Raw genomic sequence first — 26700 nt, 5'->3', positions numbered from 1 at the left:
CTTTGCTGACGCGGGGCGCGGCAGATGCTGACATACATGATCCGGCGGCTGCTGCTTGCGATCCCGGCGCTGCTTTTCACCAGTCTGGTGATCTTTCTGCTGGTCGATTTCGCCCCCGGATCACCGATGAGCCAGATTCCGTTGACCGTGCCGCCAGACGTGCGCGCCCGCATCGTCGAGGCGCTGGGCGCGAACGAACCGATCCATCTGCGCTTCGGACTATGGCTTTACCAGTTCTTTGTTGTAGAGCCCGCCTATCTGCTGGACCAGATGTTCGGAACAACGCTGTCCACCGGCAGGCAGCGCATCCTTTCCTGGCAATCGCGCAGCCCGGTGATGGACATCATCGCAGAACGCCTGCCCCAGACGCTGACCGTGATCGGCTTGGCCTATGTGATCGGCGTGCTGATCGCGCTGCCCATCGGCATCTATTCCGCCTACCGGCCGTATTCGTGGTTCGACCAGATCGGCACGTTCGTTGCCATGGTCGGCTTTTCGGTGCCCACGTTTCTGACCGGGGTGGTGCTGATCGTGGTGTTTTCGGTGAACCTCGGATGGCTGCCTTCGGTCTACGACACCCGGTTGCGCATGACGGGATGGAACAGCTTCGTGCAACAAGCCGGTCAGATGGCGATGCCGGTGATGGTGCTGGCACTGTTCAACGCCGCCGAAATCAGCCGTTACATGCGGTCTTCCATGCTTGACACGCTTGGTCAGGATTATGTGCGCACCGCCCGCGCCACCGGGATCGGTGAGCGGGCTGTCGTGCTGAAACATGCCTTGCGCAATGCGCTGATCCCGGTTGTCACGGTGATCGCGCTTGGCGTGCCCACGGTGTTTGCCGGGGCCATCGTCACCGAGCAGGTGTTCCGGGTGAACGGCCTGGGCGCGCTCTTGATCAACGCGCTCGAGGCCAGCGACCTGCCGATGGTCCAGACGCTGACCTTCATCTTCGCCGTGCTGATCGTCCTTTTCAACCTGATTGCCGACATATTGTATGGCATCCTTGACCCGAGGATCCGCTATGACTGACACCCTGCCCGCCGCCGCCGTCGAGGCCGCCTTCAAACCGCCGCGCAGCCAGTGGCGCGATGTCTGGGACCAGTTCCGCACCCACAAGGGTGCCATGGTCGGGGCCGTTGTGCTGGCGCTGCTGATCTTTTTCGTGCTGTTTGGCGCGTTCATCTGGCGCATCGACCCGGCTTTCATTGAACCCGACGCGGTGAAGATGATCCGCTCGCGCAATCAGCCGCCCTCATGGGCGCATCCGCTGGGCACCGACCAGCTGGGCCGCGACATGCTGGCGCGGATGATCGCGGGCGGGCGCGTGTCGCTGGCGGTGGGGCTGACGGCGATGCTGATCGCCATTCTGCTGGGCACCACGGTGGGCGTGCTGGCGGGCTATTTCCGGCGGCTGGACGGGCCCTTGATGCGGATGACCGACCTGTTCTTGGCGCTGCCGCTGCTGCCCTTGCTGCTGGTGATGGTGCTGTTGTTCCGCGACAAGCTGGCGGGGGTGTTCGGGCCGGAACTGGGCACCTTCCTGCTGATCGTCTTTGCGATCGGCGTGACAAGCTGGATGCAATCGGCCCGCATCGTGCGGGGCGAGGTGCTGGCGCTGAAGGAGCGCGAATTCGTGCTGGCCGCGCGGTCGATCGGCACACCGTCGCGCCGGATGATCCTGCGCCACATCCTGCCCAATGTGATGAGCCCGATCATGGTGGCGGCCACGCTGGGCATCGCATCCGCCATCATCACCGAATCTGCGCTGAGTTTCCTTGGCCTGGGCTTTCCGCCGGATTTTCCGACCTGGGGGCGGCTGCTGTTTGACGGGGTGGATTACCTGCAACAATACCCCGAGCGCGTGATCTGGCCGGGGCTGGCCATCTCGCTGACCGTGCTGAGCGTGAACTACATCGGCGACGGGCTGCGCGACGCCCTGGACCCGCGCATTCGCGGGCGGTAAGGGAAAAATCTTGCAGCAAGATTTTTGGGGGGCCGCTGGCCCCCTTTTTCCTGTCTGCGGGCGGGTTGTGCCGATGGCTGGCACCCGGGGATGGGGCTGTCTGCCCCTCCCCGGACCCCACCCCCGAGGATATTTCCGGGCAGAAAATGCCGCAGATGGGTGCTGGTCGCGCGGGTTTAGCCGATATGTTTCCGGACCCGCCGCACCATCGCCCACACGCCAAGGATCACCAAGGGCGTGAGGATCGCCGTGATCAATCCTTTTGACAGCCCCGCCGGTTCGGCCAGCGGATAGGCCACATAGGCGGCCAGGTTGACGGCGTAATAGCTGATCGCCACCACCGACAGACCCTCGACCGTATGTTGCAGGCGCAGTTGCAGGTCGGCGCGGCGGTCCATGCTTTCCAGCAGTTTCTGGTTCTGGGCCGAGCGTTCCACATCCACCCTTGTGCGCAACAGTTCGGCGGCGCGCTGGGCGCGTTCCACCATGCTTCCCAGCCGCCGCTCGGCCGATTTCACCGTGCGCATCGCCGGATCGTAACGCCGCATCATGAATTCGCCAAAGGTCTGGCGGCCCGCGATGCGCTGTTCGCGCAGCACGTCGATGCGCTGGTTCACGATGGCCTCATAGGCCTCGGTCGCGCCGAAGCGGAAGGAAAACTGCACCGCCAGGCTTTCCAGTTCGGCCGAGATCGCCAGCAGCCGGTGCAACGTGTCCTCGGGTGAGCGGATGTCGGAATCCAGCCCCGAGACCAGCGCCGACAATTGTGGATCAAGCGCATTCAGCCGCCCCGACAAGACCCGCGCCCGCATCAGCCCCAGCATCGACATGGAGCGGTAGGTTTCGATCTCGCACAGCCGCTGCACGATGCGGCCCACGCGGCGGGCACCGGTGCCGGGGCGCACGAAGACGGCAAAGCGCATGTGGCCCGCCTCGTCGATGCGGAAATCACCCGCCACCACCGCCGCACCGTCAACCACGCGCGCGCAGGCCAGGCTTTCGGGCACGAACCAGTCTTCGAGTTTTGCGGTGATCTCGTCCTCGTCTTCGGGCATCACCTCGACCCGGATCAGCACCGAGGTCAGCCGTTTGCCGGGCGCGCGGGCCAGCCAGTCATCCGGAAACACCTGCGCCAGTGCCGGATCGAAGGGCCGTTCGCCAAGGCCCTTGATGAAGCCTGAATAGGTCACGAATTCGGTGTGGCTTTCCCATTTCAGTTCCGCCCGGCCGATGGGGCCGGAAAAATGCGTGGCCTCGGGCTGCGGATGGGCCGAGCCGTGCCGGTCCAGCAGCGCCAGCAGATGATCGCGGTCGGCCTGCCGGTCGCGGTTGGCCGCATCCACCGTCTGCTTGATCGCCACATAGACGGCATGGCTGGGCACATCCAGCGCCGGAAAGGGCCGGGCGTGCAGTTCGTTCACCAGGTTGTAGCGCAGCGGATGATCTTCGATGGGCATGGGGCCTCCGGTTTGGCAGGCAGCCTAGCGGGGCTGTGAAGGCTGTAAAGCGGCATTGCCAAAGGGAAAGCCTGTATTGCAGGCATACTTCGGCATACTTGCAGGCGGGCCGCAGTTTTGCGCCAACCCGGCGAGGCAGCCCCCGCAATGCAGAACGCCCCGCCGGTCGGGGCGGGGCGTTCGGGTGGTGTCAGGGTGCCGGGATCAGTCGATCATCGGCAGCAGGGCGTCGATGCTTTTCTTGGCATCGCCGTAGAACATCCGGGTGTTTTCCTTGTAGAACAGCGGGTTTTCGATGCCGGAATAACCGGTGCCCTGCCCGCGTTTCGACACGAACACCTGTTTCGCCTTCCAGCATTCCAGCACCGGCATGCCGGCGATGGGGCTGTTGGGGTCTTCCTGTGCCGCCGGGTTCACGATGTCGTTCGAGCCGATGACGATGGCCACGTCGGTGGTGGGGAAATCCTCGTTGATCTCGTCCATTTCCAGCACGATGTCATAGGGCACCTTCGCCTCGGCCAGGAGCACGTTCATGTGGCCGGGCAGGCGGCCCGCGACGGGGTGGATGGCGAAACGCACGTTCTTGCCCTTGGCGCGCAGCTTGCGCACCAGTTCCGACACCGACTGCTGCGCCTGCGCCACTGCCATGCCATAGCCCGGGATGATGATGATGCTGTCGGCGTCGTTCAGCGCCGCTGCCACGCCTTCGGTGTCGATGGCGATCTGTTCACCGGCGATTTCCATCGCCGGGCCGGTGGTGCCGCCAAAGCCGCCCAGGATCACCGAGATGAACGACCGGTTCATCGCCTTGCACATGATATAGCTGAGGATCGCACCCGAGGAGCCGACCAGCGCGCCGACCACGATCAGCAGGTCATTCGACAGCGAAAACCCGATCGCCGCCGCCGCCCAGCCGGAATAGCTGTTCAGCATCGACACAACCACCGGCATGTCGGCGCCGCCGATGCCCATGATCAGGTGATAGCCGATGAAGAACGCGGCCAAAGTCATCACCAAGAGCGCGGCCGTCGATCCGGTTTGCAGATAGACCACCAGCAGCACCACCGACACCAGCGCGGCACCTGCGTTCAGCATATGGCCGCCCGGCAGCTTTTTCGCCTTGCCGTCCACCTTGCCCGCCAGCTTGCCAAAGGCGATGACCGACCCGGTGAAGGTGACAGCCCCGATGAACACGCCCAGGAAGGTTTCCACCCGCAGGATCGAAATCTCGACCCCGCTTTTGTGCGCGATGACACCGGCAAAGCCGGTCAGCGCCGCGCGGGCTTCGGCGGTCATCGCGGCGACCGAAGTCATCTCGATATGGGTGTTGAAGCCGATGAAGACCGCGGCCAGGCCCACAAGGCTGTGCATGGCGGCCACAAGCTGCGGCATTTCGGTCATCTGCACGCGCTGGGCCACGACCCAGCCAATCGCCCCGCCCGCCGCGATCATCGCCAGCGAGATCAGCCAGTTGCCTGCGCCGGGGCCGTAAAGCGTGGCGGCAACCGCCAGCGCCATGCCTGCGATGCCATACCAGACCGCGCGTTTCGCGCTTTCCTGCCCCGAAAGGCCGCCCAGCGACTGGATGAAGAGAACCGCCGCGACGACATAGGCGGCTGTGGTGAATCCGAATTCCATTCTGCCGCTCTCCTCAGGACTTCTGGAACATGGCGAGCATCCGGCGCGTCACCATGAAACCGCCGAAAATGTTGATCCCGGCCATGAACACCGCCAGCGCGGCCAGCACCACCACCAGCCAGTTGCCCGAACCGATCTGCATCAGCGCGCCCAGGATGATGATGGATGAAATCGCGTTCGTGACCGCCATCAGCGGTGTGTGCAGCGAATGCGACACGTTCCAGATCACCTGCACGCCGACATAGACCGACAGCACGAAGACGATGAAATGGCTCATGAAGCTGGAAGGCGCATAAAGCCCCGCCAGCAGGATCAGCCCGCCGCCGATCACCAGCATGCCCACCTGGCTGCGGGTCTGCGCCTTGAAGGCCGCAACCTCTGCCGCGCGCTTTTCCACCGGGGTCAGTTCCACGGCCTTGGGCTTGGGTTTCTGCGCTGCGATGGCCGCGACTTTCGGCGGCGGCGGCGGGAAGGTGATCTCGCCCGCATGGGTCACGGTCGCGCCACGGATCACGTCATCGCCCATGTTGTGATCGATCACGCCGTCTTTCTTCGGCGTAAGGTCGGTCATCATGTGGCGGATGTTGTTGGAATAAAGCGTGCTGGCCTGTGCCGCCATCCGGCTGGGGTAATCGGTATAGCCCACCACCGTCACGCCATTGTCGCTGACGATCTTCTGATCGGGCACCGTCAGGTCGCAGTTGCCGCCACGTTCGGCGGCAAGGTCAACCACCACCGATCCGGGCTTCATCAGCGCCACCATGTCGGCGGTCCACAGTTTTGGCGCGGGCCGTCCGGGGATCAGCGCGGTGGTGATGACGATATCCATCTCGGGCGCCAGTTCGCGGAATTTTGCCAGCTGCGCCTCGCGGAATTCGGGGGACGACGGGGCGGCATAGCCCCCGGTCGCGGCACCGTCCTGCGCCTCGGCAAATTCCAGGAACACGAAATTCGCGCCCATGGATTCGATCTGTTCCGACACTTCGGGGCGCACGTCAAAGGCATGGACGATCGCGCCAAGGCTGGTCGCCGTGCCGATTGCGGCGAGGCCCGCAACGCCCGCGCCCACCACCAGCACCTTGGCCGGGGGCACCTTGCCCGCCGCCGTCACCTGACCGGTGAAGAACCGGCCAAAGTTCGACCCGGCCTCGATCACCGCGCGGTAGCCTGCGATATTGGCCATGGATGACAGCGCATCCATCTTTTGCGCGCGGCTGATCCGCGGCACCATATCCATCGCAACAACGGTCGCCCCGCGCGCCTTGCAGGCCTCCAGCAGTTCCGCGTTCTGCGCGGGCCAGAAGAAAGAGATCAGCGTCTGGCCCGGCCGCAGCAGCCCGGCCTCGGACATCTCGGGTCCGCGCACCTTGACCACCACATCCGCCGCATCGAACAGCGCCTGCGCATCGGGCAGCACCTCGACCCCAACCGCCGCATAGGCCGCATCGGAAAAGCCCGCCTTTGCCCCTGCTCCGCTTTCAATCGCGCAGGTGTGGCCCAGCTTTTGCAACTGAACCGCCGAATCCGGCGTCATGGCGACGCGCGCCTCGCCTTCGAAAACCTCTCTGGGTGCCCCGATCTTCAACAGTCTCTCCCCCGTCTGGTGATGCCCTGCGGCACCCGTTCATCGTGCCGAACCTGTTAGACACCGCGCAAGATAATTTCTCAAGCGCCATGCTGCCCTGCGGCAGATTCCTTGTCGCGGGTTATCCTGCGCAACGGACGCAACGTCAAAGCCTAATCGGGCAGATCTGCCATGCAGCGGGCGCGTCATGCCGCCTGGCACAACGGCATGGCCGCGCCGCCACAACGCAGCCGCCGCCGGTGCGCGGATAAATTTTAAACTTGAAGCGTTGCCAGCCCGTCTTGTAGCACAGGGCAAACCGGCGCATCCTGCGCCAGAAAAGGACCGATGATGCCCACCGATTTCGCCGCCACCCGCGCCCTGTTCGACCTGCCCGCGGGTCTGGTCTATTTGGATGGCAATTCGCTGGGCGCCCTGCCCCGCGCCGCCGCCGCCCGTGTGGCAGATACGGTGACGGGCGAATGGGGCAAGATGCTGATCACCGGCTGGAACAAGGCGGGCTGGATGGACCAGCCCGCGCGCATCGGCGACCGGATCGGGCGGCTGATCGGGGCAGAGTCGGGCTCGGTCGTGCTGGGCGACACATTGTCGATCAAGGTGTGGCAGGCACTGGCGGCGGCGCTGGCGCTGCGCCCCGACCGCCGGGTGATCCTGTCGGATACCGGCAACTTTCCGTCCGACCTTTACATGGCAGAGGGGCTGTGCGGCATGCTGGGCGACGGCTATGTGCTGAAGACCGTGGCCCCGGAAGATGTGCTGGGCGTGATTGACGGATCGGTGGCGGTGATGCTGATCACCGAGGTGGATTACCGCACGGGCCGGCGGCATGACATGGCGGCGCTGACGGCGGCGGCCCATGCGGCGGGCGCGCTGGCGATCTGGGATCTGGCGCATTCGGCGGGCGCGCTGCCGGTGGAACTGGCGCGCGACGGGGCCGATTTCGCCGTGGGCTGCACCTATAAATACCTGAACTCCGGCCCCGGTGGCCCGGGCTTCATCTATGTGGCCCCGCGCCATGCCGATGCCGCCCTGCCCGCGCTGTCGGGTTGGCTGGGGCATGAGGCGCCCTTTGCGTTCGAGGGCCGCTATCGCCCCGCTGCGGGCATCGACCGGATGCGGGTGGGCACGCCGCCGGTGTTGCAGATGGCCGCGCTGGAGGCCGCGCTGGATGTGTGGGACATCGCCGACATCGCCGATGTGCGCGCGGCGTCACTGGCACTGGGGGATCAGTTCATCGCGGGGGTCGAGGCCGCCTGCCCGATGCTGACACTCGCCACCCCGCGCAACCATGTTGAGCGCGGATCGCAGGTCAGTTTTCGCCACCCCGAGGGTTACGCCATCATGCAGGCGCTGATCGCGCGCGGCGTGATCGGCGACTTCCGCGCGCCGGACATTCTGCGCTTTGGCTTCACGCCGCTGTATATCGGGGCGGCGGAAGTGGCGCGGGCGGTGGAGGTGCTGGCCGAGGTGATGCAGGGCAACCTGTGGGACCGGCCCGAGCACAAGCAGCGCGCCAAGGTGACATGACCGGGAGGCCCGCCCTTCCGCCCGGGGGTGCCGCCCTCGGGGGCATCGAGCCCCGTCGGGCGGCCTGCCGGGAGATGGCCATTGCGGCCGCACCTGTGGCCGGTGTCGAGGCCTCCGGCGGGGATATTTGGGCCAGCAAGACATGCGGGGACAGGGTGCTGCACAGACCCTTGTGCCGGCCATCGGGCTGGGTCTGTGCCTGGCGGCGTATGGGGGCGGTGGTGGTGCTGGCGCAAAGGGCCCGGGCAAGCGTCTGAGACCCTGCACTGGCGGGGAGTATCCGTTTTCCCGAGGGAGCATCCCGATGACCGACCCCACTGACACGCCGCAATGCCCGATGCATGCCACCAGCCCGCTGAACCCCGAAAGCGACGGGGCGCAAATGTCTTTCGCCGGGCGCATGTCCTATGGCGACTATTTGCAGACCGACGCCATCCTGAACGCACAGACGCTGCTGACCGGCGCGCATGACGAGATGCTGTTCATCATCCAGCACCAGACATCGGAGCTGTGGATGCGGCTGGCCTTGCATGAATTGGACGCCGCCCGGGCCAGTATAGCTGCAGACAACCTGCGCCCGGCCTTCAAGATGCTGGCGCGGGTGGCGCGGATCATGGAGCAGCTGAACAACGCCTGGGATGTGCTGCGCACCATGACGCCGTCGGACTACACCACGTTTCGCGACGGGCTGGGGCAATCGTCCGGCTTTCAGTCCTGGCAATACCGGCTGATCGAATTTGCCGCCGGCAACCGCAACCATGCCATGCTGCGGCCCCATGCCCACCGCCCCGACCTGCTGGCACGGTTGCAGGCCGAACTGGCGCGGCCATCGCTTTATGACGAGGCACTGCGGCATCTGGCGCGCACGGGGCTGCCGGTGCCTGCGGCGGTGCTGACGCGCGATGTGGCGCAGCCTTGGGTGGCCGATGCGGGCGTGCAGGCGGTGTGGGAAACCGTCTACCGCGACCCGGGCCAGCATTGGGAGGCCTATGAGCTGGCCGAAAAGCTGGTGGATTTCGAGGATTACTTCCGCCGCTGGCGTTTCAACCATGTGACCACGGTGGAGCGGGTGATCGGCCTGAAGCGCGGCACCGGCGGCACATCGGGCGTGCAATACCTGCGCCGGATGCTGGAGGTGGAGCTGTTCCCCGAGCTTTGGCATCTGAGGACGGCGCTGTAGCGACAGGCAGGTGGGGCGGAAAAAACGCGGGCGGTGCAGAAAATTTTCGGGCTTCTGTCGAAATCGCCCTGCCCCGCCGCTCATCCTTGCAGAAGGCGCAGGATGCGGCCTTTGCAAGCGGATGAGGATGACATGAAATACCTGACATTGATGGCGGCTTTGCTGGGCGGCTCCCCTGCGCTGGCCGAGCCTTTCGTGCTGCTGATCTATGAGAGCGCCGCCGAACTGGCGCTGCGGGAGGACAAGGGCGCGGCGGGGCAGGCCTATTGGGGGGCCTATGCCGCCTTCGGGCAAGAGGCGCAGGCGGCAGGTGTGGTGCGCGGCGGGGCCGCCATGGTGCCGGTGGCGGTGGCGGGAGCCGGACCTGCGGCCACGGATGGCTTGACGCTGGGGGGCTTTTTCCTGCTGGATGTGGCGGATGCGGCGGCGGCAGAGGCCTGGGCGGCAAAGCTGCCTGCGGCCACGACAGGCCGGGTTGAAGTGCGCGCAGGCATTGCCGCGCCGGGCATGTGAGGGCTGATGATGCAATACACGATCCTTTGCTATGAGACTGCCGCCGATTTTGCCCGCCGCAGCGACCCGGCCGAGGCTGGCCCCTATTGGGCGGGCTGGTCGGCCTATGGCGCCACGCTGGCACAGGCCGGGGTGTTCGTGTCGGGCGCGGGCCTGCTGCCGCCCGCCGGGGCCGTGACGGTGCGGGTGGGGCCCAAGGGCCGCACCGTGCAAGACGGCCCCTTTGCCGAGGTGAAGGAACAGTTGGGCGGGTTCTTTGTCATCGAAGTGGACAGTCTGGAGGCCGCGCTGGACTGGGCCGCGAAAGCGCCATCCTCAGCCTCAGGCTCTACCGAAGTGCGGCCCGTGCTGGCGATGCCGGGATGAGTGACGCGGCGCTGCGGGCGGTGGCGGATGCCGCCCGCAGCCACCGGGCCCGGCTGGTGGCGCTGCTGGCTGCGCGCAGCCGCGATCTGGCCGGGGCCGAGGATGCGGTGGCCGAGGCGCTGCGGCAGGCGCTGGAGGCGTGGCCCGCGCGCGGTGTGCCCGACCGGCCCGCAGCCTGGCTGATGACGGCGGCGAAACGCGCGCAAGGGCAGGCCCGGGCGCGCATGGCCACAGCCAGCCGCGCCCTGCCCGCGCTGGCGCTGGTGACGGACGAGGCGGCGGAAGAGCCTGACGCCTGGCCCGATCACCGGCTGGGCCTCATGTTCGCCTGCACCCATCCGGCGATTGACCCGGCCACCCAGACGCCCTTGATGTTGCAGGCGGTGCTGGGGCTTTCGGCGGAGCGCATCGCCTCGGCTTTCCTCATGTCACCCGCTGCCATGGGGCAACGGCTGGCCCGTGCCAAGCAGCGGCTGCGCGAGGCGGGCGCGCGGTTTGAACGGCCCGACCCGGCGGATGTGGCCCCGCATCTGGGGCAGGTGATGGAGTGCATTCTGGCCGCCGCCGCGCTGGGCTGGGAAAGCGTGCCGGGGTCTGACCCCGGCCGTGCCGATCTGGCGCAAGAGGCGGTGTTTCTGGCCGAAACCCTGGCCGACCTGACCCCGGGCGAACCTGAGCCGCAGGCGCTGCTGGCGCAGCTGCTGTATGTTCGCGCGCGCGAGGGGGCACGGCGCGCGGGCTATGTGCCGTTGACCGAGCAGGACACGCGGCTGTGGGACAAGACGTTGATAGTGCGGGCCGATCTGGCGCTGGCTGCGGCAGGCGAACGGGCGCAGGCGCGCGGCCGACTGGGCCGGTTCCAGTGCGAGGCGGCGATTCAGGCGGTGCATTGCGAACGCAGCCGCACGGGCCGGGTGAACCATGTGGCACTGGAAACGCTGCATGACGCGCTGGCGCGGCTGTGCCCCTCTACCGGGGCGACGGTGGCGGCGGCGGCGGTGGCGCTGGAGCGGCGCGGGCCGCTGGCGGCGATGGCGCGGCTTGCCGATCTGGGGCCGGAGGCTGACAGTTTTCAGCCCTACTGGGCGCTGCTGGCCGAGATCCGGCTGCGGGCGGGGCATTCGGCCGAGGCGCAGGCGGCGCTGACCCGCGCGCTGGGCCTGACCGAAGACCCGGGCCTGCGTGTGTGGCTTTCCGCCCGCATGGCAAGCCTGATGCCATGAAGGCTCTGGACCCTTTTGCCCGCATCGCTTACCCTGTGGATAAAGGTGAATGTTCACTGGCCATTGCGCCGGATCATAACACCGCAATCAGGGGCGGGGCAGCCCCGGGGCATGACGGAGCAGAGCAGAATGCGTTTCGGGATTGTGACACGGTGTATGTCGGCGCTGGCCATGATGGCCGTGCTGGGGGGCTGCCTGCCGCCGGAACTGACGGCGATGACGGCGACCAAGCCGGTAGAGCCGGTAATGTTCCCCGATGCCTATGTGGCCCGGGCCGATGGCAGCTATTCCCTGCCTGCGATCCCGGTCGAGCAGGTGCCCGCCACATTCCAGCGCCAGGTCGTGCCCTACCCGTCCGAAGAAGTGCCCGGCACCATCATCATCGACCCGGCCTCGCGCCTGCTCTATCTGGTGCAGGACGAACGCAGCGCCATCCGTTATGGCATTTCGGTGGGCCGCGCCGGGTTTGAATGGTCGGGCGAGGCGCTGGTGACGAACAAGCGGCCCTGGCCCACCTGGACCCCGCCGCCCGAGATGATCGAGCGTGATCCGAAACTGGTGAAATGGGAAAAGGGCCAGCCGGGGGGGCCGACCAACCCGCTGGGCGCACGTGCAATCTATCTGACCACCAATGGCGTGGATTACGGCTACCGCATCCATGGCACGCCGGAATGGCAGTCGATCGGGCGCAATGCCTCGTCCGGCTGCATCCGCATGATCAATCAGGATGTGGTGGATCTGTATAACCGGGTGCAGCCCAATGCCAAGGTGATCGTGCTGACCGCTGCGGGCACGAAGCCTACCGGGCTCAGCCTGCCGCCGCCCGCGCCGAAAAAGCCGAAACCGGCGGCCGTCGTGCCCGCCGTGGCCCCGGCCACCCCGGCCCCGGTGACGCCCGCCGTGGTCACGCCGCTGCCCAGTTTCAACCCGGTGCTGCTGGGTCAGGTGCCGCCCTCGTTGCAGGCCCCGGCCACGCAGCCGGAATAAGGCGCGGGCCATAGCCATGAAAAAAAGGACGGCCTGCGGGCCGTCCTTTTGCTTTTGCAACAGACGTTTCACGCTGTTCGGGATCGCCCAACGATCACGCCGAGCGGCGCAGCCCGGCGTCACCGGCGGCATAGGCCCGCACCGCCGCCCCGAATGCCTGAAACAGCGGGCGCGATACCGGGTCTGCCGCCGCGTTCCATTCCGGGTGCCATTGCACCGACAGGGTAAAGCCCGGCGCCCCTTCGATATAGATCGCCTCGGGCGTGCCGTCGGGGGCCTGCCCGTCGATCACCACACGGCTGCCGGGGCGGTTGATGCCTTGCCCGTGCAGCGTGTTGGTCATCACCTCATCCGCGCCCATCAGCCGGTGAAACACCCCGCCGGGGGTAAACCGCACCGGGTGGCGCAGGGCGAATTTCTCCTCGATCGTGCCGTCGGGGGGCATGCGGTGGTTCATCCGCCCCGGCAGGTCGCGGATCTCGGGGTAAAGCGTGCCGCCCATCGCCACATTCACCTCCTGAAACCCGCGGCAGATGCCCAGAAAGGGCTGGCCACGTTCCACACAGGCGCGGATCAAGGGCAGGGTGATGGCATCGCGGCAGCGGTCGAATGTGCCATGCGCGGGGGTTTCATCCTCGCCATATTCCGACGGGTGCACATTGGGCCGCCCGCCGGTCAGAAGGAACCCGTCACACATGCACAACAGTTCCTCGACCGTCACATAGCGCGGGTCGGTGGGAATGATGACGGGCAGGCAGCCCGCAGCTTCGGCCACCGCTTCGGAATTCATCGTGCCCCCGGCGTGCACCGGGTAGGATTCGTTCAGCAGCGTCATGTTGCCGATGATGCCGACGACGGGGCGGCGGGGGGCGGAACGGGGCATGGCCGGGCCAACTGGGGTATGCATGGTGCAAAGATAGGCCCATCCCGCGCCGGGGTGAAGGGGGAATGCCGCAGCAATGGCAACACATTCGCGGTTTCTGCCCGGATTTCAGGCAGCGGCGGCCCGCGCCGTCCCCAGGCGGGCCGGGTTGCGATCAGCGCGAAAGGCACAGCGCCTTGCGTCACGCGGTCGTGACTTGCCTTCCGGTGGCGGGAATCCTGCATCGGGGTCCGAACACAGGAAAGGATCTGCCATGCCCCGCCCCCTGCTTGCCGTGCCCGTCGCCTTGCTGCTTGCCCTGCCCGCCCTTGCCGAAACCATGGACCATTCCGGCCATGCTGCGCACTCATCCGATGCGACACCCGCCACCGCCGCCTTCCGCGCGGCCAATGCGGCGATGCACTCAGCGATGGACATACCCTTTACCGGCAATGCCGATGTCGATTTCATCACGGGGATGATCCCGCATCATCAGGGCGCGGTCGACATGGCGCGCATCGTGCTGGCTTATGGCACCGACCCCGAGGTGCGCGCGCTGGCAAATGCCGTGATCGCAGCGCAGGAGGCCGAGATCGCCTTCATGAAAGGCTGGCTGGCAAGACAGGGCCAGTAGCGCCAGGGCACGGCGCAGGCTGGAACGGCTCAGGTCGGCGCGGCGCAGGTTGGCACGGCGCAGGTCGGCGCGGCGACAGGCTTCGCCGTGCTGCGGCTTTTTCCCATGGTTCTTTCTGGTGTTATCCGGCAAGGTGACAGACATGCAGCGGGTCAAGCACCCTGACTGTTCCCCTTGGCCGAAGGTAGCCAGACGTGAACACCGCCGTTGAAATCAGTGTCATCGTCGTGGTGGCTGCCGCCATGGTGGCCTTTGCGCTGGTGATCTGCCTGCTGTCACGCCGCCGCAGCGGTGACGCCGCCTTCGAGCGGGGCATGCTGTGGCTGGTTGGCGGCAACGTGCTGTTGCTGCTGGCGGCGGCGGGGATGATGCTGCACTTGCAATTGCCCTTCGCGCTGAGCGCGTTTCTGGTGCTGGGCGGGGCGCATCTGGGCATTGTCGCCGGGTTCTGTGGGCTGCAAAGCGGTCTGGGGCTGGCCCCGCGCCTGCGGCTGTTCAGCTGGTTCAGCACGGCCGTGCTGCTGGGGCAGGCAAGCGTGGCCCTGCTGGCGGAAACGGCGCTGCCGCTGTTCGTCACATCCTCGGCCATCAACGGGGTGATGGCGCTGGTGATGGCGCGGCTGCTGTGGCCCGCCGTCCGGTCGTTCGGCGTCGAATTGTCGGTGCTGGTGACGCTGCCGTTTTTCGTGATTGCCCTGGGTTACAGCCTGCGGCTGTTGGCGGTGGCGCTGGGCATGCCGGATGCGGTCCTGATCACCTCATCCGCCGTCATCGCCTTTGTGCTGGCGTTTTCGGCGCTGCAATGGGCCTTTGCGCTGATCGCGCTCAGGGCGGCGCGGCTGAACCGGTCGCTGGCGCGCGAACGCCAGCAGGCGCAGGATCTGGCCCGCGCCCGCACCCGGTTTCTGGCGCATATGAGCCATGAGATCCGCACACCGCTGAACGGCGTTCTGGGGCTGGTGGATGTGCTGGCCGCCGACCTGACCGACCGCGCGGCGCGCGAGACGGTGGCGCAGATTCAAACCTCGGGCACCTTGCTGGTGCATATCCTGAACGACGTGCTCGACATGGCCAAGCTGGAGGCGGGCGCCGTCAGAACCGAAAGCGTGCCCTTTGCACCGGGTGCCCTGCTGCGCCAGATCGCCACCTCGTTCGGGCCACAGTGCCGGGCGGGCGGCGTGACGCTGACCATGGCCGAGGCGCCGGAAACGGCGGGTCACTGGTCGGGCGACCCGCACCGCATCAGCCAGATCGTGCATAACATACTGGGCAACGCGGTGAAATTCAGCCCGGGTGGCGCGGTCAGTCTGTCACTGTCGGCCCCGGCAAGCGGCGGGCTGCTGTTCGAGATCACCGATACCGGCATCGGCATGACCGAGGCGCAGATCACCGCGCTGTTTCAGGAATTCATGCAGGCCGACAGCGACATCACCCGGCGCTTTGGCGGCACCGGGCTGGGCATGGCGATCACGCACCGGCTGGTGACGCTGATGGGCGGCACGATAAGCGCCGCCAGCGCGCCGGGGGTGGGCACCCGCTTTGCCGTGGCGCTGCCGCTGGAACGGGTGGCCGCGCCCGCGCAGCCAGTGGTGCTGGACCTGCCCGCAGCACCCGCCGATCTGGCGCGGCTCAGGGTGCTGTGCGCCGATGACAGCCGCACCAACCGGCTGGTGCTGGAAAAGATGCTGCGCCCGATGGGCATCGACCCGGTGATTGTCGAGGATGGGCAGGCGGCGGTGGCGGCAGCCACGGCGGCGGCGTTCGATGTCTATCTGTTCGACATATCCATGCCCGGCCTGTCGGGGCTGGAAACGCTGCATCTGATCCGGGGGGTCGAGACCGCGCAACGGCGCAGCCCGGCGCGCGCCGTGGCGGTGACGGCCAATGTGATGGCCGAGGATGTGGCGCATTACCTTGCCTCCGGGTTCGAGACGCATCTGGCCAAGCCGATCCGCCTGCCCGCGCTGCGCGGCCTGCTGGAAGGGCTGATGCCGACAGAGGCCGGTTTTGCCGGGCCCGGTGCGGCGCGGGGCCCTGCGCTGCGCGACCTGATCTGAGCGCGGCTTAACGCGCGCCCTGCCCCACCACCCGCGCCGCCGCCGCCAAGGCGCCCGGCCCATGCGGAATGTCCAGCGCCACCAGACCCGCCTCCATCACCGCCAGCGCGCCCAGCGTCATATGGGCGTTCACATGGCCCATATGCGCCACCCGCAGAAAGCCGTGATAGGCCGGATCGTCACTTGCCGCCATGCCCAGACCGATGCCCAGCGTGACGCCCGCCTTGTGTTCCGTCCATTGCCGCAGGCGCGTGGCATGCGGGGCACCAAAGCGCGCCGCCGTCACCGACCGGCCCCGAAAAGCCGGATCGGCCACGTTCAGCCCGATGGCCGGATTGCCCATGGCCCACGCGTCAAACGCGGCCCAGACCGCACCCGCCAGCACCTCATGCCGGGCCCAGACGTTTTCCAGCCCTTCCTCGGCGATCATGTTCAGCGACTCGCGCAGGCCGAACAGGTGATGCGTGGGCGCGGTGCCACAGAAATACTGCCAGAATTCAGTGCCGAAGGCGCGGGGCGTCCAATCCCAATAGGGGGTGCGCAGATTTGACCCTTTGCAGCGTTCCAGCGCCTTGTCGGAATACCACACAAAGCCCAGACCGGGCGGCACCATCAGCCCCTTCTGGCTGGCGGCCACCGTCACATCGACGCCCCAGGCATCCATGCGGTATTCATCACAGCCCAGCGACGCGATGCAATCCACCGCGAGCAGCGCCGGGTGGCCCACCGCATCCAGCACCGCGCGCACCGCGGCCACATCGTTGCGGATGGAACTGGCGGTATCCACATGGGTCAACAGCACCGCCTTGAGCCGGTGCGCTGCATCCGCCCGCAGCGCCTGTTCCAGCTGCCCCAGATCGACGGGCGACGATTTGCCGAAATCCAGCACCGTCACATCAACCCCCACGGCGCGCGCCGAATTGGCCCAGCCGATGCCGAAATTGCCGGTGGCCAGCACCAGCGCGGCATCGCCACGGCTGAACAGATTGGCATTTGCCGCCTCCCACGCCGCATGGCCGTTGCCGATATACAGCGCCACATGCTGCGCCGTGCGCGCCACCGCCTTCAGGTCGGTCCAGATCGAGGCCACCATGGCATGCAGCTCGCCCTCATAGATGTTGGGTGCCGCGCGGTGCATGGCCGCCAGCACCCGGTCAGGCATGGTCGAGGGGCCGGGAATGGCAAGGTAGGGGCGGCCGTGGGCAAGGCTCATCATCTTCTCCGCTGAATGGCCTGTCTTGGCTACGCCCCGCCCCCGGCAAGGTCAAGGAACCGCGCAGCACCGCGCCTTGCCCTTGCCGCCGGTTTCGGGATAGACCCGCAGGCAACGCACCTGACACAAGGCCCCGCCCTTGCCCCCCACCCCCTCGGCCATGTCCGCCTCACTGAACGCTGCCACCGGCAAAGACCCGCGCTATGCCTCGCGCCGCCTGCTTGGGCGGATGTGGCAGGGCTATCTGCACGGCTATACCGGCCTGATGGCGCTGGCCTTTGGCCTGATGGTGATCGAGGGCAGCACATTGGGCGCGCTCAGCTATCTGATCCAGCCGCTGTTTGACCGGGTGTTCGCGCCCGGCGGCGAAGGCTGGCTGATCTGGGTGGGCTTTGGCATCTTGGGGCTGTTCCTGATCCGCGCCATAACTTCGGTTGCGTCGAAGTCCTTGCTGACGGCGATTGCGCAGAAAAGCTCCACCACCATGCAGACCGATCTCTTGCGCCATATCCTGACGCTGGATCAGGCATTCTTTCAGCAAAACCCGCCCGGCGCGCTGATGGAACGGGTGCAGGGCGATACGATTGCGGTGCAGGGCGTGTGGTCCACCCTGATAACCGGCGTGGGGCGCGATGCCATTTCGCTGCTGGCGCTGTTTGCGGTGGCGCTGTCGATCGACCCCGTGTGGTGCCTTGCCGCCCTGATCGGTGCGCCGCTGCTGATCCTGCCCGCGCTGGTGGTGCAACGCTATATCCGGCGCAAGACCGACCAGATGCGCATTCAGGCGGGCCTGCGCGCCACACGGCTGGACGAGATTTTCCACGGCATTCAGGCGATCAAGCTGAACCGGATGGAGGATTACCAGACCGACCGTTTCCGCCGCATCGTGGGGCTGATCGTGCGCGCCGAAACCCGAACCATGATGGGCCGCGCCACCATGCCCGCGCTGATCGACATCATCACCGGCATCGGGTTTTTCACCGTGCTGCTGCTGGGCGGGCGCGAGATTGCCAGCGGCGAACGCACGACGGGCGAGTTCATGGCGTTTTTCACGTCCATGGCGCTGACCTTCCAGCCCCTGCGCCGCTTGGGCGATCTGGCGGGCTTCTGGCAAGTGGCGGCGGCCAGCCTTGAACGCATCTACCGCGTGTTCGACATGGCGCCCGCTGTCATACGCGGCGTGGCGACCGCAGCACCGCCCGCCACCGCGCCCGAAATCACGCTGCGCGACGTGCATTTCGCCTATGGCGACCAGCCGGTGTTGCAGGGGCTGAACTTTACCGCCCGGGCGGGGCGGATGACAGCGCTGGTGGGTGCCTCGGGCGCGGGCAAAAGCACGGTGTTTCACCTGCTGACCGGACTGGCGGAACCGGCCTCGGGCGCGATCACGCTGGCCGGGCAGGATGTTGCGGCGATGGATCTGGCGGCATTGCGCGGCTGTTTCGCCGTCGTGTCGCAGGATGCCGCGCTGTTTGACGAGACGATCCGCGAGAATGTGACGCTGGGCCGCGCCGTGCCCGATGACCGTTTGCAGGCGGCGCTGGACGCGGCCCATGTCAGCGACTTTCTGGCTGGCCTGCCGCAGGGGGTGGATACGCCCGCCGGGCCGCGCGGGTCGGGCCTGTCGGGCGGGCAGCGGCAGCGGGTGGCCATCGCCCGCGCGCTGATCGGCAATGCGCCGGTGCTGCTCTTGGACGAGGCGACCTCGGCGCTGGATGCGCAATCCGAGGCGCTGGTGGCGCAGGCGCTGGACCGGCTGGGCGAGGGCCGCACCACGCTGGTCATCGCGCACAGGCTGGCCACGGTGCGCGAGGCTGACAGTATCGTGGTGATGGACAAGGGCCGCGCCGTGGATCAGGGCACGCATGACGAATTGCTGGCGCGCGGCGGGCTTTATGCCGAGCTTTACCGGCTGCAATTCAAGGACTGACCTTTTGCGCCACGGCCCGCCCGCCTATGTTGCAGGGGGGCCATGGCCCCTTCAAGAAGGCGAGACATTCCGATGACAGGCGAAACAGCAACCGACCGCAGGCTTGTGGCGCTGACCGGGGCCGATGCCCTGCCCTTTCTGCAGGGCCTTGTGACCAATGACGTGCTGCGGCTGGCCGCGCCAGGGCTGGTCTGGACGGCCTTGCTGACACCGCAGGGCAAGTATCTGGCCGATTTCTTCGTGGTGCATACCGGCGATGCCTTGCTGCTGGATCTGCCCGGCGCGCTGGCCGATGCCACATTGCGCCGTCTGATGATGTATAAACTGCGCGCCGATGTGCAGATCGGCGAAAGCCCGCTCAGCGTCACACGCGGGCTGGGCGATGCGCCCGAAGGCGCCTTTGCCGACCCGCGCCACCCGGCGCTGGGCTGGCGGGCTTACGGTGCTGCGGGCGGGCCTGCGGTGGTGGATTGGGATGCGATCCGTGTCACCCATGCCATCCCCGAAAGCGGGATCGAGTTGATCGCGAATGACAGCTATATCCTTGAAATGGGGTTCGAGCGCCTGCATGGCGTCGATTTCCGCAAGGGCTGCTATGTGGGGCAAGAGGTGACGGCCCGCATGAAGCACAAGACCGAGTTGCGCAAGGGTCTGGCCCGGGTGCGGGTGGAGGGTGCCGCCCCCTTGGGCACGCCGGTGATGGCGGGCGAGAAGGAGGCGGGCACGCTTTACACCCAGTCTGGCGGGCATGGTCTGGCCTGGCTCAGGTTCGACCGGGCCGAGGGCGTGATGCGGGCGGGCGAGGCCATCGTGACGGCGACCTGAGCCCAGGACGAAACTTCTGCGAAGTTTCTGATTTTTCGTAGAAAAATCGTGCGTTACGCGCGTTCAGAATATTCCATCAGTTCCGTATGCACGATGATATCCTCATCCGGCCCGATGAACGGCGGGATCATGATCCGCACGCCATTGTCCAGTATCGCGGGCTTGAAGCTGTTGGCGGCGGTCTGGCCCTTTTGCACCGGCTCGGTTTCCACCACGCGGCATTTCACCTTTTGCGGGATCGACACGTTCAGCGCCTCTTCGCCGAAATACTGCACCGTGGCGGTCATGCCGTCTTGCAGGAACGGGCGGCGGTCACCCAGCAATTCGGCGTCAATCTCGGTCTGTTCATAGGTTTCATTGTCCATGAACACCAGGCGGCCATCGGTTTCATACAGAAACTGCTGATCCTTGTTTTCCAGCTCGGTCCGCTCCACCTTGTCTTCCGACCGGAAACGTTCGTTCAGCTTGCGCCCGTCGCGCAGGTTCTTCAATTCGACCTGCGCAAAAGCCCCGCCCTTGCCCGGTTTCACATGGTTCACCTTCACGGCGGCCCAGAGCCCGCCGTCATGTTCCAGGATGAAGCCCGGCTTGATTTCGTTACCGTTGATCTTGGGCATGATGGCAAAACCTTGACATAAGGTTGAAGGGAATTTCCTCGCCCCTATATATGGACCAAGAACGGGTGGCAACCCGACTAGATACTGTGGGACTCAGCGGCAGCCATGTGCTAAATGCATGGCCGTCATTCCAAACCAGATACACCGAATCGTGGCAAATCCGCCATATTCCTCCGACGCCGGAAAAGACAAGAGCAAGAACAGGACGCCCCAAGATGGCCGATTTTATCGACAGCACTGCCTTCAACTTTGAACAGGGGCAGCGCGCCCGCAAACTTTTCGCAGCCGTGGTTCTTGCCGCGCTGGACGATGCCATTGCGGATGACAAGAAATACGGGAATGGCCCGGAACAGATCGCCCGCTGGGCCCGCTCGCGCGATGGCCGCGAAGTGTTGTCCTGCGCCGGGATCGACCCGAACGAGCGTGTCGTGAAGGGCCTGATGGAATTCGTGTCCAAGGGCATCCGCACCTCCGTTGCGCTGTCGCGCGAGGAAAGCGAACGCCGGCACGCGCTGGAACTGGATCAGGCCGAAGCGGCCTGATCCAAGACCGGCGTGGCGGATGGCAACGCGCCCCCCGGGGCGCGTTTTTCGTTTGCCTGTCAGCCGCGGAACATCAGGAAGAACACCAGCCCCGGCGCACATTCGGCCACGGCCAGCGCGGCGATGATGCCGCGCATCACCCAGCCGCGATAGCGCCGCCACAGCACCCCGCACAGCGCCAGCGACACCGCCACTTCCAGCGGGCCGATGATGGCACCATGGCGCGCGGTATCCCAATAGCTGAACGGGCTGCGGAACACCCAGTCGGTCAGCGGCCAGAACTGGCGGCGGGCATCCTCGTTGTGCAGGACGACATCGAACGCCAGATGCAGCAGCCCCGCGCCCGCAAAGGCCACCAGCACCGGCGCGCGCAGCACCAGCCCTGCGGCCAGCAGCACCCCCCACAGCGGCAAGGAATTGTCGACGGCAAAGATGCCCTGCCACAGCGGTGAAAAATAAAGCTGGCCGAACACCACCTGCGGCGGAATATCCATCACCAGCAGCGACCAGCCCGCCAGCAGATACAGCGAGACATCCGGAGCCAGCGCGCCCGCCAGTGCGGCCGCCGTCACATCGCGCCGATCCGGCCTGCCAAAGGCGGCCAGGCCAAAGATCAGATGCGCGGGTGTGTTCAAGCCTCAGTCGAAATCGCGGCTGGCCAGCGCGCGGCTGATCTCGGCCCGCACCAGTTTGCGCACGTTGCGGGTGATGCGTTCGCCCAGCGTGCCCTGCAATTCCTCGCGGATGATGTCGCGCACCAGATCGCGCAGCACCTCTTCGTCGAACAGCGCGGAATCGTCTTCATCATCCGGAAGGGCGCGGGCGGGGGTGGGAACCGCTGCGGCCATGATCTCGGCCACGGCGGCGGCTTCGGCCAGATCGGCGATGCGCTGCTGCTCTTCGTCCCACACCTCGGGCACGGCGGGGAGGCGGGTGGTCATGTCGATGATATGGCTTTCGGGCGTATCGTCTTCCTGCGCCCAGACCGCCTCGGCGGCCCATTGGTTGCCGTCATCGGCCACTCTGTTCTGATCCGCCGGCCCTGCCAGCTGCGCCATGCCGTCAGAATCCGTGTCCTGCGGGGTCATCCAGTCGCCCCCGGGCCAGTCAGCCGCGGCGGGCTGCGGATCACCGCCATCCGGCTCCCATTCACCGGGCTGGGCGGCGACGGCAGCGCCCAAAGCCACCACCACCGTCTCGATTCCCGGCGCGGCGGGCGCGTCTTCCGGCTCATCCGCAGCAAAGGCGGCGTCGCCCACCAGCGCATTGGCCGGATCATCCAGCAGGGCCTGCAACCCCTCGCCCGAATCAATCGCCTCTTCGATAGCTTCGGCAAAGCCGAAATCACCAAACCGCGGCTGTTGCGCAGCAGACAGCAACAGCGATAGGTCGGGGCCTAGGGCCATGGCATCCCGCTCGGGGAAAACATCGGGAAGGGGCAGCGGTGCGGCGGCTGCACGGAACGGCGCATCAAACAGGTCGGGTGCTGCGGAAACCGGCTCCGGCTCTGGCGACACGACACGCAGCGCCGGTGTCAGCATTAGCTTGCCCGCCTCGGGCGCTGGCGCTGGCGCAGGGCTGCGCGGCGCGGGCCGCAGATCCTCGGACACAAGACGGCGGATGGAGGACAGAACATCCTCGATTTCCCCGGAAGTCATGGGTTCAGACATTGCAGCCCCGATCTGTCGCACAACCACAAGCGTAGACCGAACCGCCGCGCAACACAAGAACGCGGCGCGGCCAAAGCGGGCAGATTATCGCCCCCTGCCCCGCAGACACACTAGAATTAGCCCGCGCATCGGCAAGCCACCGCAAGACACGGTGTCAGTTGCCGCCGATGGCCTGCAACACACGGTCCAGCTTCTTGCCCTGCGACGAGGTGGCCGGCGCATTTTTCACCGCGTTGTAATAGGCGGCGGCATCATAGGTGGGAATGCCCAGCTTCAGGTGATCGACGGTCAGCAGGCCCATCGACGACAGCACCTGATAGGTGCCCACATACAGCGTGGCCTGGGCCGAGGCGCGGGCAAAGCGGGCATCGAGCAGATCCTGCTCGGCATCCAGCACATCCAGCGTGGTGCGGGCGCCCAGGGTCGCCTCTTCGCGCACGCCCTCATAGGCGGTCTGCGAGGCGCGCACCTGTTCGTCATTGGCCGCGATGCTGGCGCGGGCCACATCGACATTCGACCAGGCATTGCCCACGCCCTGTGCCACCGTGACGCCAGCCTGCTGCAACGAGGCGCGCTGCGCATCGCGGCTGGCCAGCGCCTGCCTGTAAACCGCCGACAATTCGCCCCCGGCATAGATCGTCTGGCCCAGCGACAGCGACAGCGAGCTGCGGTCGGTGCCGTCATCGTTCAGCGACACACCGGCGCGGGCGGTCAGGCTGGGGCGCATCGCGGCCTTGCCGCGCGCCACGTTCAGTTCGGCCACCGTCACGTTGCGCTGCGCCTGCCGGATATCGGGATGGGTGCGCAGCGCCACGGCGCGCGCCTCGTCCAAGGAACGGGCGGTCGCGGGGGCTGCGGGCGGGGCGGCCAGCGCCCCCGGATAGGCCCCGGTCGCCGCCTTGTAGCTTTCGCGCGCGATGGTCAGATCGCCCTGCGCCGAGGTCAGCCCGGCACGCGCGGCCGCCAGCGCCGCCTCGGCAATCGCCACATCGGTGCGGGTCACTTCGCCCACCTCGAACCTGTCACGCGCCGCGCGCAGTTCCTGTTCGATCAGGCGCACGTTGTTTTGCCGCAGCGCGACGATATCCTGCGCCAGCCGCACATCGACATAGGCCGATACCGCCAGCAGCAGCACGTCCTGCTCCAGCGCCACCAAAGCCTCACGCGTGGCCAGAACGGTTTCCTTCGCCGCCTCCAGCGCCAGCGCGTTGCGGCCGAAATCATAGACCGTCATCTGCGCGGTCAGGCCCAGACTGGACGACAGCGATTCAGACCGCGTCCGCCCACCCAGAACGGCGTTGCTGTTGGCCACCGCATATTCCGCATCGGCGGTAAAGGCGATGACGGGGCGCAACGCTGCCACGGCCACGGCAACATCCTCGTCCGTGGCGCGCAGCAGGGCACGGTTCTGTTCCAGAAGGTTGCTGTTCTTGTAGGCTGCAATCAGCGCATCGGCCAGCGTTTCGGCACTGACGGCCGGGGCACTGGCCAGCGCCAGCACCGAAGCAGCCGCAGCCGCAAACATCCTTACACCACGCATCGCCGTCTCCTGTTGCATCAATGACCGGGCCGCGGGGGCCTGATCACAATTGAAAGCCGCGCGTGGCGGCAAACCCCGGCAAAACCGGCGCCGCTGCGTTGAACGCAAAACGCCAGCTTATCCGTCGGTCGATCTTGTAGCCCACGCGCACCACACCCAGCGCGCCCTCCATGAACAGGCAACCGATGCGCCCGCCCTCTTTCAACTGCGCCAGCAGCGCCTCGGGGATGGTTTCTGCCGCGCCTTGCAGGGTGATCACGTCATAGGGGCCGTGTTTGGCCGCACCGGCCGCCAGCGGGCCGGTGATGACGGCGGCATTGTCGACGCCTTCCTGCGACAGCGTGCGCTGCGCCTCGGCGGCAAGGCCCTCGTCCTCCTCAACCGCCACCACGGCCTCGGCCAGACGGGCGATGACGGCGGTGGAATAGCCAAGGCCACAGCCCAGATCCAGCACCATCTCGTCAGGCTGAATATCAAGCGCGTCCAGCAGCTTGGCCAAAGTGCGCGGTTCCAGCATCACCCGGCCATGGCCGATTTCCACATTGTGCCCGGCGTAGGCGGCCTCGCGTTTCGCGGCGGGCACATAAACCTCGCGCGGCACATGCAGCATGGCCGCAATGATCGGAAACTTCGTCACGTCCGACGGGCGCACCTGGGTATCGACCATCATCACGCGGCGGGAGGAGTAATCTGTCATGGCTAAACTCATCAGTCTAGTTTCCGTCGGAATCCTCTTGCCACAGAACAGGACGCGCGGCAACAGATGGCTGCGCCCCGCCACCGTGGCGCGGCACTTTTCCCCGTTTTCTGCCGGGCGTGCCGCATGCGGCGGCTTCGGGTGGCCGGCACGCCCTTGCCAGCCTGATGGCCCGGCGGCATGCTGCCTGTCACAGACGCATACGTTCAAAGGACCGCCGATGCCGCCCCAGCCTGCCCGCAACGGTGACGTATCCTTCTGGTATGCCGATATCGGTGGTCTGCCGCCCCACCGCCCACCGCTTGAAGGCGACACGACCGCCGATGTCTGCATTGTGGGCGCAGGCTATACCGGGCTTTGGGCGGCCTATTACCTGAAACAGGCCGACCCCGCGCTGAATGTGCTGGTGGTGGAGCAGGAGTTTGCCGGTTTCGGCGCATCGGGGCGCAATGGCGGCTGGCTGACCGGCGGTTTCGCCTGGAGCCACGAACGCTATCTGGCGGGCAGTTCAGAGGCCGGGGTGCGCGCGATGGTCACGGCCATGAACGGCACGGTGGATGAGGTGATCCGCGTGGCCGGGGCCGAGGGCATCGACGCCGACATCCTGCGCACGGATGAGCTGATGGTGGCCACCAACCCCGCGCAACTGGCCCGCATGCAGGCCGAGGTGGCGCATCGGCAGGGCTGGGGCGAACAGGGCCGCGTCTGGGCCATCGGGGCAGACGAGGCGCGGGTGCGGGTGAATATCCCCGGTGTGCTGGGTGGCATGGTGGTGGGCAATGTCGCCCGGGTGCAGCCCGCGAAACTGGTGCAGGGGCTGGCGCGCGCAGTCGAACGGCTGGGCGTGACGATTGCCGAGGGCACCCGCGTTACCGCCATTGCCCCCGGCCGCGTGACCACTGACCGGGGCATTGTGACCGCCGGTGTGGTGCTGCGCGCGACCGAGGGCTTTACCGCCCGCCTGCCGGGGGCAGAGCGTGACTGGCTGCCGCTGAACTCGGCCCAGATCGTGACCGAACCGTTGCCGGCCGAGACATGGGCCAGGATAGGCTGGCAAGGCCATGAAATACTGGGCGATTTCGCCAATGCCTATTGCTATTGTCAGCGCACGCGCGAGGGCCGCATCGCGGTGGGCGGGCGCGGCGTGCCCTATCGCATGGGATCGCAGATCGACGACAGGGGGCAGGCCGATGCCGTGACGATTGCCCGGCTGACCGCTGTGCTGCACCGCCATTTCCCTGCCGCGCGCGATGTGGGGCTGGCGCATGCCTGGTGCGGCGTGCTGGCCGTGCCGCGCGACTGGTGCGCGACGGTGGGCTTTGATCCGGCCACCGGGCTGGGCTGGGCCGGGGGCTATGTGGGGGTGGGGGTTTCCACCACCAATCTGGCGGGCCGCACGCTGGCCGATCTGGCGCTGCGCCGCGAAACGGGGCTCACCGCCCTGCCCTGGGTCAACCACCGCGTCCGCCGGTGGGAGCCTGAACCTTTGCGCTGGCTGGGCGTGACCGGCATGTATGCCCTGCTGAACGCCGCCGACCGGCGCGAGGCAGCAAGGCGCGGCCTGCCCTCGCGGCTGGGGCGGCTGGGCAACTGGCTGACCGGGCGCTAGACGGGCAAAGCGCCACCCCACCGCTTGCCCGCCGTTGCGGCAGGCCCCGCCAGACCGCCCCA

At 66.7% G+C, this 26700-nt stretch carries 24 protein-coding genes and 1 pseudogene; 14 read left to right on the top strand and 11 right to left on the bottom strand.

The window, feature by feature from the left end:
* Positions 1 to 24: 24 nt before the first annotated feature.
* Together GEU84_RS02070 and GEU84_RS02065 are read left to right on the top strand one after the other, a co-directional pair.
* Positions 25 to 1032 carry an ABC transporter permease gene (locus tag GEU84_RS02070; protein WP_152823828.1) on the top strand — a complete coding sequence of 336 codons (1008 nt, stop codon included), beginning with the start codon at positions 25 to 27 and terminating at the stop codon, positions 1030 to 1032.
* Positions 1025 to 1966, top strand: a complete 942-nt coding sequence (locus GEU84_RS02065) for an ABC transporter permease (RefSeq protein WP_152823827.1) — start codon at positions 1025 to 1027, stop codon at positions 1964 to 1966. Before GEU84_RS02070 ends, GEU84_RS02065 begins: the two co-directional genes overlap by 8 nt.
* A 176-nt stretch (positions 1967 to 2142) precedes the next feature.
* Here the strand turns inward: GEU84_RS02065 and GEU84_RS02060 are convergent, their stop codons facing one another.
* From GEU84_RS02060 to GEU84_RS02050, 3 genes are all read right to left on the bottom strand, one after another.
* The gene (locus GEU84_RS02060; protein ID WP_152823826.1) at positions 2143 to 3423 is read right to left on the bottom strand and encodes a DUF3422 family protein; all 1281 of its coding nucleotides are present in this window, start codon (positions 3421 to 3423) and stop codon (positions 2143 to 2145) included.
* A gap of 204 nt (positions 3424 to 3627) precedes the next feature.
* Positions 3628 to 5061 carry an NAD(P)(+) transhydrogenase (Re/Si-specific) subunit beta gene (locus GEU84_RS02055; protein ID WP_152823825.1) on the bottom strand — a complete coding sequence of 478 codons (1434 nt, stop codon included), beginning with the start codon at positions 5059 to 5061 and terminating at the stop codon, positions 3628 to 3630.
* Between the two features lie 13 nt (positions 5062 to 5074).
* Positions 5075 to 6646, bottom strand: a complete 1572-nt coding sequence (locus tag GEU84_RS02050) for a Re/Si-specific NAD(P)(+) transhydrogenase subunit alpha (protein WP_152823824.1) — start codon at positions 6644 to 6646, stop codon at positions 5075 to 5077.
* Between the two features lie 330 nt (positions 6647 to 6976).
* Between GEU84_RS02050 and kynU the strand changes: the two genes are divergently transcribed.
* The 6 genes from kynU (at position 6977) to GEU84_RS02020 (ending at position 12442) form a co-directional block, all read left to right on the top strand.
* Positions 6977 to 8173, top strand: a complete 1197-nt coding sequence (gene kynU / locus GEU84_RS02045; protein ID WP_152823823.1) for a kynureninase — start codon at positions 6977 to 6979, stop codon at positions 8171 to 8173.
* 304 nt (positions 8174 to 8477) lie between these two features.
* Positions 8478 to 9353, top strand: coding sequence for a tryptophan 2,3-dioxygenase (gene kynA, locus GEU84_RS02040; RefSeq protein ID WP_152823822.1), 876 nt, complete (start codon positions 8478 to 8480; stop codon positions 9351 to 9353).
* A 102-nt stretch (positions 9354 to 9455) separates the two neighbouring features.
* A complete protein-coding gene (locus GEU84_RS02035) occupies positions 9456 to 9866 on the top strand; it encodes a YciI family protein (protein ID WP_152823821.1) in 411 nt (136 codons plus the stop codon).
* Between the two features lie 9 nt (positions 9867 to 9875).
* Entirely contained in the window at positions 9876 to 10232 is a 357-nt protein-coding gene (locus tag GEU84_RS02030) for a YciI family protein (RefSeq protein WP_152824088.1), read from the top strand.
* Complete coding sequence (locus GEU84_RS02025) at positions 10229 to 11455, top strand: RNA polymerase sigma factor (RefSeq protein WP_152823820.1); 1227 nt, start codon at positions 10229 to 10231, stop codon at positions 11453 to 11455. Before GEU84_RS02030 ends, GEU84_RS02025 begins: the two co-directional genes overlap by 4 nt.
* Before the next feature lie 129 nt (positions 11456 to 11584).
* Positions 11585 to 12442: a L,D-transpeptidase gene (locus GEU84_RS02020; RefSeq protein WP_174539263.1), complete on the top strand. Its 858-nt coding sequence runs from the start codon at positions 11585 to 11587 to the stop codon at positions 12440 to 12442.
* 94 nt (positions 12443 to 12536) lie between these two features.
* Here the strand turns inward: GEU84_RS02020 and GEU84_RS02015 are convergent, their stop codons facing one another.
* Positions 12537 to 13325, bottom strand: coding sequence for a gamma-glutamyl-gamma-aminobutyrate hydrolase family protein (locus GEU84_RS02015; RefSeq protein ID WP_174539262.1), 789 nt, complete (start codon positions 13323 to 13325; stop codon positions 12537 to 12539).
* A gap of 253 nt (positions 13326 to 13578) precedes the next feature.
* Between GEU84_RS02015 and copM the strand changes: the two genes are divergently transcribed.
* Positions 13579 to 13938, top strand: coding sequence for a CopM family metallochaperone (gene copM / locus GEU84_RS02010; protein WP_152823818.1), 360 nt, complete (start codon positions 13579 to 13581; stop codon positions 13936 to 13938).
* 12 nt (positions 13939 to 13950) lie between these two features.
* Here the strand turns inward: copM and GEU84_RS21520 are convergent.
* Positions 13951 to 14082: pseudogene (locus GEU84_RS21520) on the bottom strand (pentapeptide repeat-containing protein); the annotation flags it as partial.
* 50 nt (positions 14083 to 14132) lie between these two features.
* On the opposite strand from GEU84_RS21520, the gene GEU84_RS21005 reads away from it, so the two are divergent.
* Positions 14133 to 15995: an ATP-binding protein gene (locus tag GEU84_RS21005; protein ID WP_152823816.1), complete on the top strand. Its 1863-nt coding sequence runs from the start codon at positions 14133 to 14135 to the stop codon at positions 15993 to 15995.
* A gap of 7 nt (positions 15996 to 16002) precedes the next feature.
* Here GEU84_RS21005 and GEU84_RS02000 read toward each other — a convergent pair whose 3' ends face one another.
* Positions 16003 to 17208, bottom strand: a complete 1206-nt coding sequence (locus GEU84_RS02000) for a pyridoxal-phosphate-dependent aminotransferase family protein (RefSeq protein ID WP_152823815.1) — start codon at positions 17206 to 17208, stop codon at positions 16003 to 16005.
* 160 nt (positions 17209 to 17368) lie between these two features.
* Between GEU84_RS02000 and GEU84_RS01995 the strand changes: the two genes are divergently transcribed.
* Both GEU84_RS01995 and ygfZ read left to right on the top strand, forming a co-directional pair.
* Complete coding sequence (locus GEU84_RS01995; protein ID WP_152823814.1) at positions 17369 to 19138, top strand: ABC transporter ATP-binding protein; 1770 nt, start codon at positions 17369 to 17371, stop codon at positions 19136 to 19138.
* A gap of 72 nt (positions 19139 to 19210) precedes the next feature.
* Entirely contained in the window at positions 19211 to 19963 is a 753-nt protein-coding gene (ygfZ, locus tag GEU84_RS01990; RefSeq protein ID WP_152823813.1) for a CAF17-like 4Fe-4S cluster assembly/insertion protein YgfZ, read from the top strand.
* Positions 19964 to 20016: 53 nt separating this feature from the next.
* On the opposite strand, the gene efp is transcribed toward ygfZ, so the two are convergent.
* Entirely contained in the window at positions 20017 to 20580 is a 564-nt protein-coding gene (gene efp, locus GEU84_RS01985) for an elongation factor P (protein WP_152823812.1), read from the bottom strand.
* Between the two features lie 215 nt (positions 20581 to 20795).
* Here efp and GEU84_RS01980 point away from each other — a divergent pair, with 215 nt between their 5' ends.
* A complete protein-coding gene (locus GEU84_RS01980) occupies positions 20796 to 21122 on the top strand; it encodes a DUF6280 family protein (RefSeq protein ID WP_011909033.1) in 327 nt (108 codons plus the stop codon).
* A 59-nt stretch (positions 21123 to 21181) separates the two neighbouring features.
* On the opposite strand, the gene GEU84_RS01975 is transcribed toward GEU84_RS01980, so the two are convergent.
* From GEU84_RS01975 to GEU84_RS01960, 4 genes are all read right to left on the bottom strand, one after another.
* Positions 21182 to 21757, bottom strand: a complete 576-nt coding sequence (locus tag GEU84_RS01975) for a cobalamin biosynthesis protein CobQ (protein ID WP_152823811.1) — start codon at positions 21755 to 21757, stop codon at positions 21182 to 21184.
* 3 nt (positions 21758 to 21760) lie between these two features.
* Positions 21761 to 22780 (bottom strand): hypothetical protein, encoded by a 1020-nt coding sequence (locus tag GEU84_RS01970; RefSeq protein WP_174539227.1) that lies wholly within the window; start codon positions 22778 to 22780, stop codon positions 21761 to 21763.
* Positions 22781 to 22946: 166 nt separating this feature from the next.
* Entirely contained in the window at positions 22947 to 24332 is a 1386-nt protein-coding gene (locus GEU84_RS01965) for a TolC family outer membrane protein (protein WP_152823809.1), read from the bottom strand.
* A 43-nt stretch (positions 24333 to 24375) separates the two neighbouring features.
* Entirely contained in the window at positions 24376 to 25029 is a 654-nt protein-coding gene (locus GEU84_RS01960) for a protein-L-isoaspartate O-methyltransferase family protein (RefSeq protein WP_152823808.1), read from the bottom strand.
* 220 nt (positions 25030 to 25249) lie between these two features.
* Here GEU84_RS01960 and GEU84_RS01955 point away from each other — a divergent pair, with 220 nt between their 5' ends.
* Positions 25250 to 26638 carry an NAD(P)/FAD-dependent oxidoreductase gene (locus GEU84_RS01955; RefSeq protein ID WP_152823807.1) on the top strand — a complete coding sequence of 463 codons (1389 nt, stop codon included), beginning with the start codon at positions 25250 to 25252 and terminating at the stop codon, positions 26636 to 26638.
* Positions 26639 to 26700: the final 62 nt, after the last annotated feature.

It is taken from the genome of Fertoeibacter niger (assembly GCF_009380135.2).
Taxonomy (GTDB): Bacteria; Pseudomonadota; Alphaproteobacteria; order Rhodobacterales; family Rhodobacteraceae; genus Fertoeibacter; species Fertoeibacter niger.
Note: the sequence above shows the minus strand (reverse complement) of the source record. Positions and strands in the feature narration are given on the sequence as shown.

Coding starts and splice junctions, on each gene's coding strand:
- GEU84_RS02030 (WP_152824088.1), top strand. CDS start 9,876: ATGCAATACACGATCCTTTGCTATGAGACTGCCGCCGATTTTGCCCGC.
- GEU84_RS01965 (WP_152823809.1), bottom strand. CDS start 24,332: ATGCGTGGTGTAAGGATGTTTGCGGCTGCGGCTGCTTCGGTGCTGGCG.
- GEU84_RS01995 (WP_152823814.1), top strand. CDS start 17,369: ATGTCCGCCTCACTGAACGCTGCCACCGGCAAAGACCCGCGCTATGCC.
- GEU84_RS02000 (WP_152823815.1), bottom strand. CDS start 17,208: ATGAGCCTTGCCCACGGCCGCCCCTACCTTGCCATTCCCGGCCCCTCG.
- kynU (WP_152823823.1), top strand. CDS start 6,977: ATGCCCACCGATTTCGCCGCCACCCGCGCCCTGTTCGACCTGCCCGCG.
- GEU84_RS02025 (WP_152823820.1), top strand. CDS start 10,229: ATGAGTGACGCGGCGCTGCGGGCGGTGGCGGATGCCGCCCGCAGCCAC.
- efp (WP_152823812.1), bottom strand. CDS start 20,580: ATGCCCAAGATCAACGGTAACGAAATCAAGCCGGGCTTCATCCTGGAA.
- GEU84_RS02065 (WP_152823827.1), top strand. CDS start 1,025: ATGACTGACACCCTGCCCGCCGCCGCCGTCGAGGCCGCCTTCAAACCG.
- GEU84_RS01955 (WP_152823807.1), top strand. CDS start 25,250: ATGCCGCCCCAGCCTGCCCGCAACGGTGACGTATCCTTCTGGTATGCC.
- GEU84_RS02070 (WP_152823828.1), top strand. CDS start 25: ATGCTGACATACATGATCCGGCGGCTGCTGCTTGCGATCCCGGCGCTG.
- copM (WP_152823818.1), top strand. CDS start 13,579: ATGCCCCGCCCCCTGCTTGCCGTGCCCGTCGCCTTGCTGCTTGCCCTG.
- GEU84_RS02055 (WP_152823825.1), bottom strand. CDS start 5,061: ATGGAATTCGGATTCACCACAGCCGCCTATGTCGTCGCGGCGGTTCTC.
- GEU84_RS02020 (WP_174539263.1), top strand. CDS start 11,585: ATGCGTTTCGGGATTGTGACACGGTGTATGTCGGCGCTGGCCATGATG.
- GEU84_RS02015 (WP_174539262.1), bottom strand. CDS start 13,325: ATGCCCCGTTCCGCCCCCCGCCGCCCCGTCGTCGGCATCATCGGCAAC.
- GEU84_RS02035 (WP_152823821.1), top strand. CDS start 9,456: ATGCGGCCTTTGCAAGCGGATGAGGATGACATGAAATACCTGACATTG.
- GEU84_RS01980 (WP_011909033.1), top strand. CDS start 20,796: ATGGCCGATTTTATCGACAGCACTGCCTTCAACTTTGAACAGGGGCAG.
- GEU84_RS02060 (WP_152823826.1), bottom strand. CDS start 3,423: ATGCCCATCGAAGATCATCCGCTGCGCTACAACCTGGTGAACGAACTG.
- ygfZ (WP_152823813.1), top strand. CDS start 19,211: ATGACAGGCGAAACAGCAACCGACCGCAGGCTTGTGGCGCTGACCGGG.
- GEU84_RS01970 (WP_174539227.1), bottom strand. CDS start 22,780: ATGACTTCCGGGGAAATCGAGGATGTTCTGTCCTCCATCCGCCGTCTT.
- GEU84_RS01960 (WP_152823808.1), bottom strand. CDS start 25,029: ATGACAGATTACTCCTCCCGCCGCGTGATGATGGTCGATACCCAGGTG.
- kynA (WP_152823822.1), top strand. CDS start 8,478: ATGACCGACCCCACTGACACGCCGCAATGCCCGATGCATGCCACCAGC.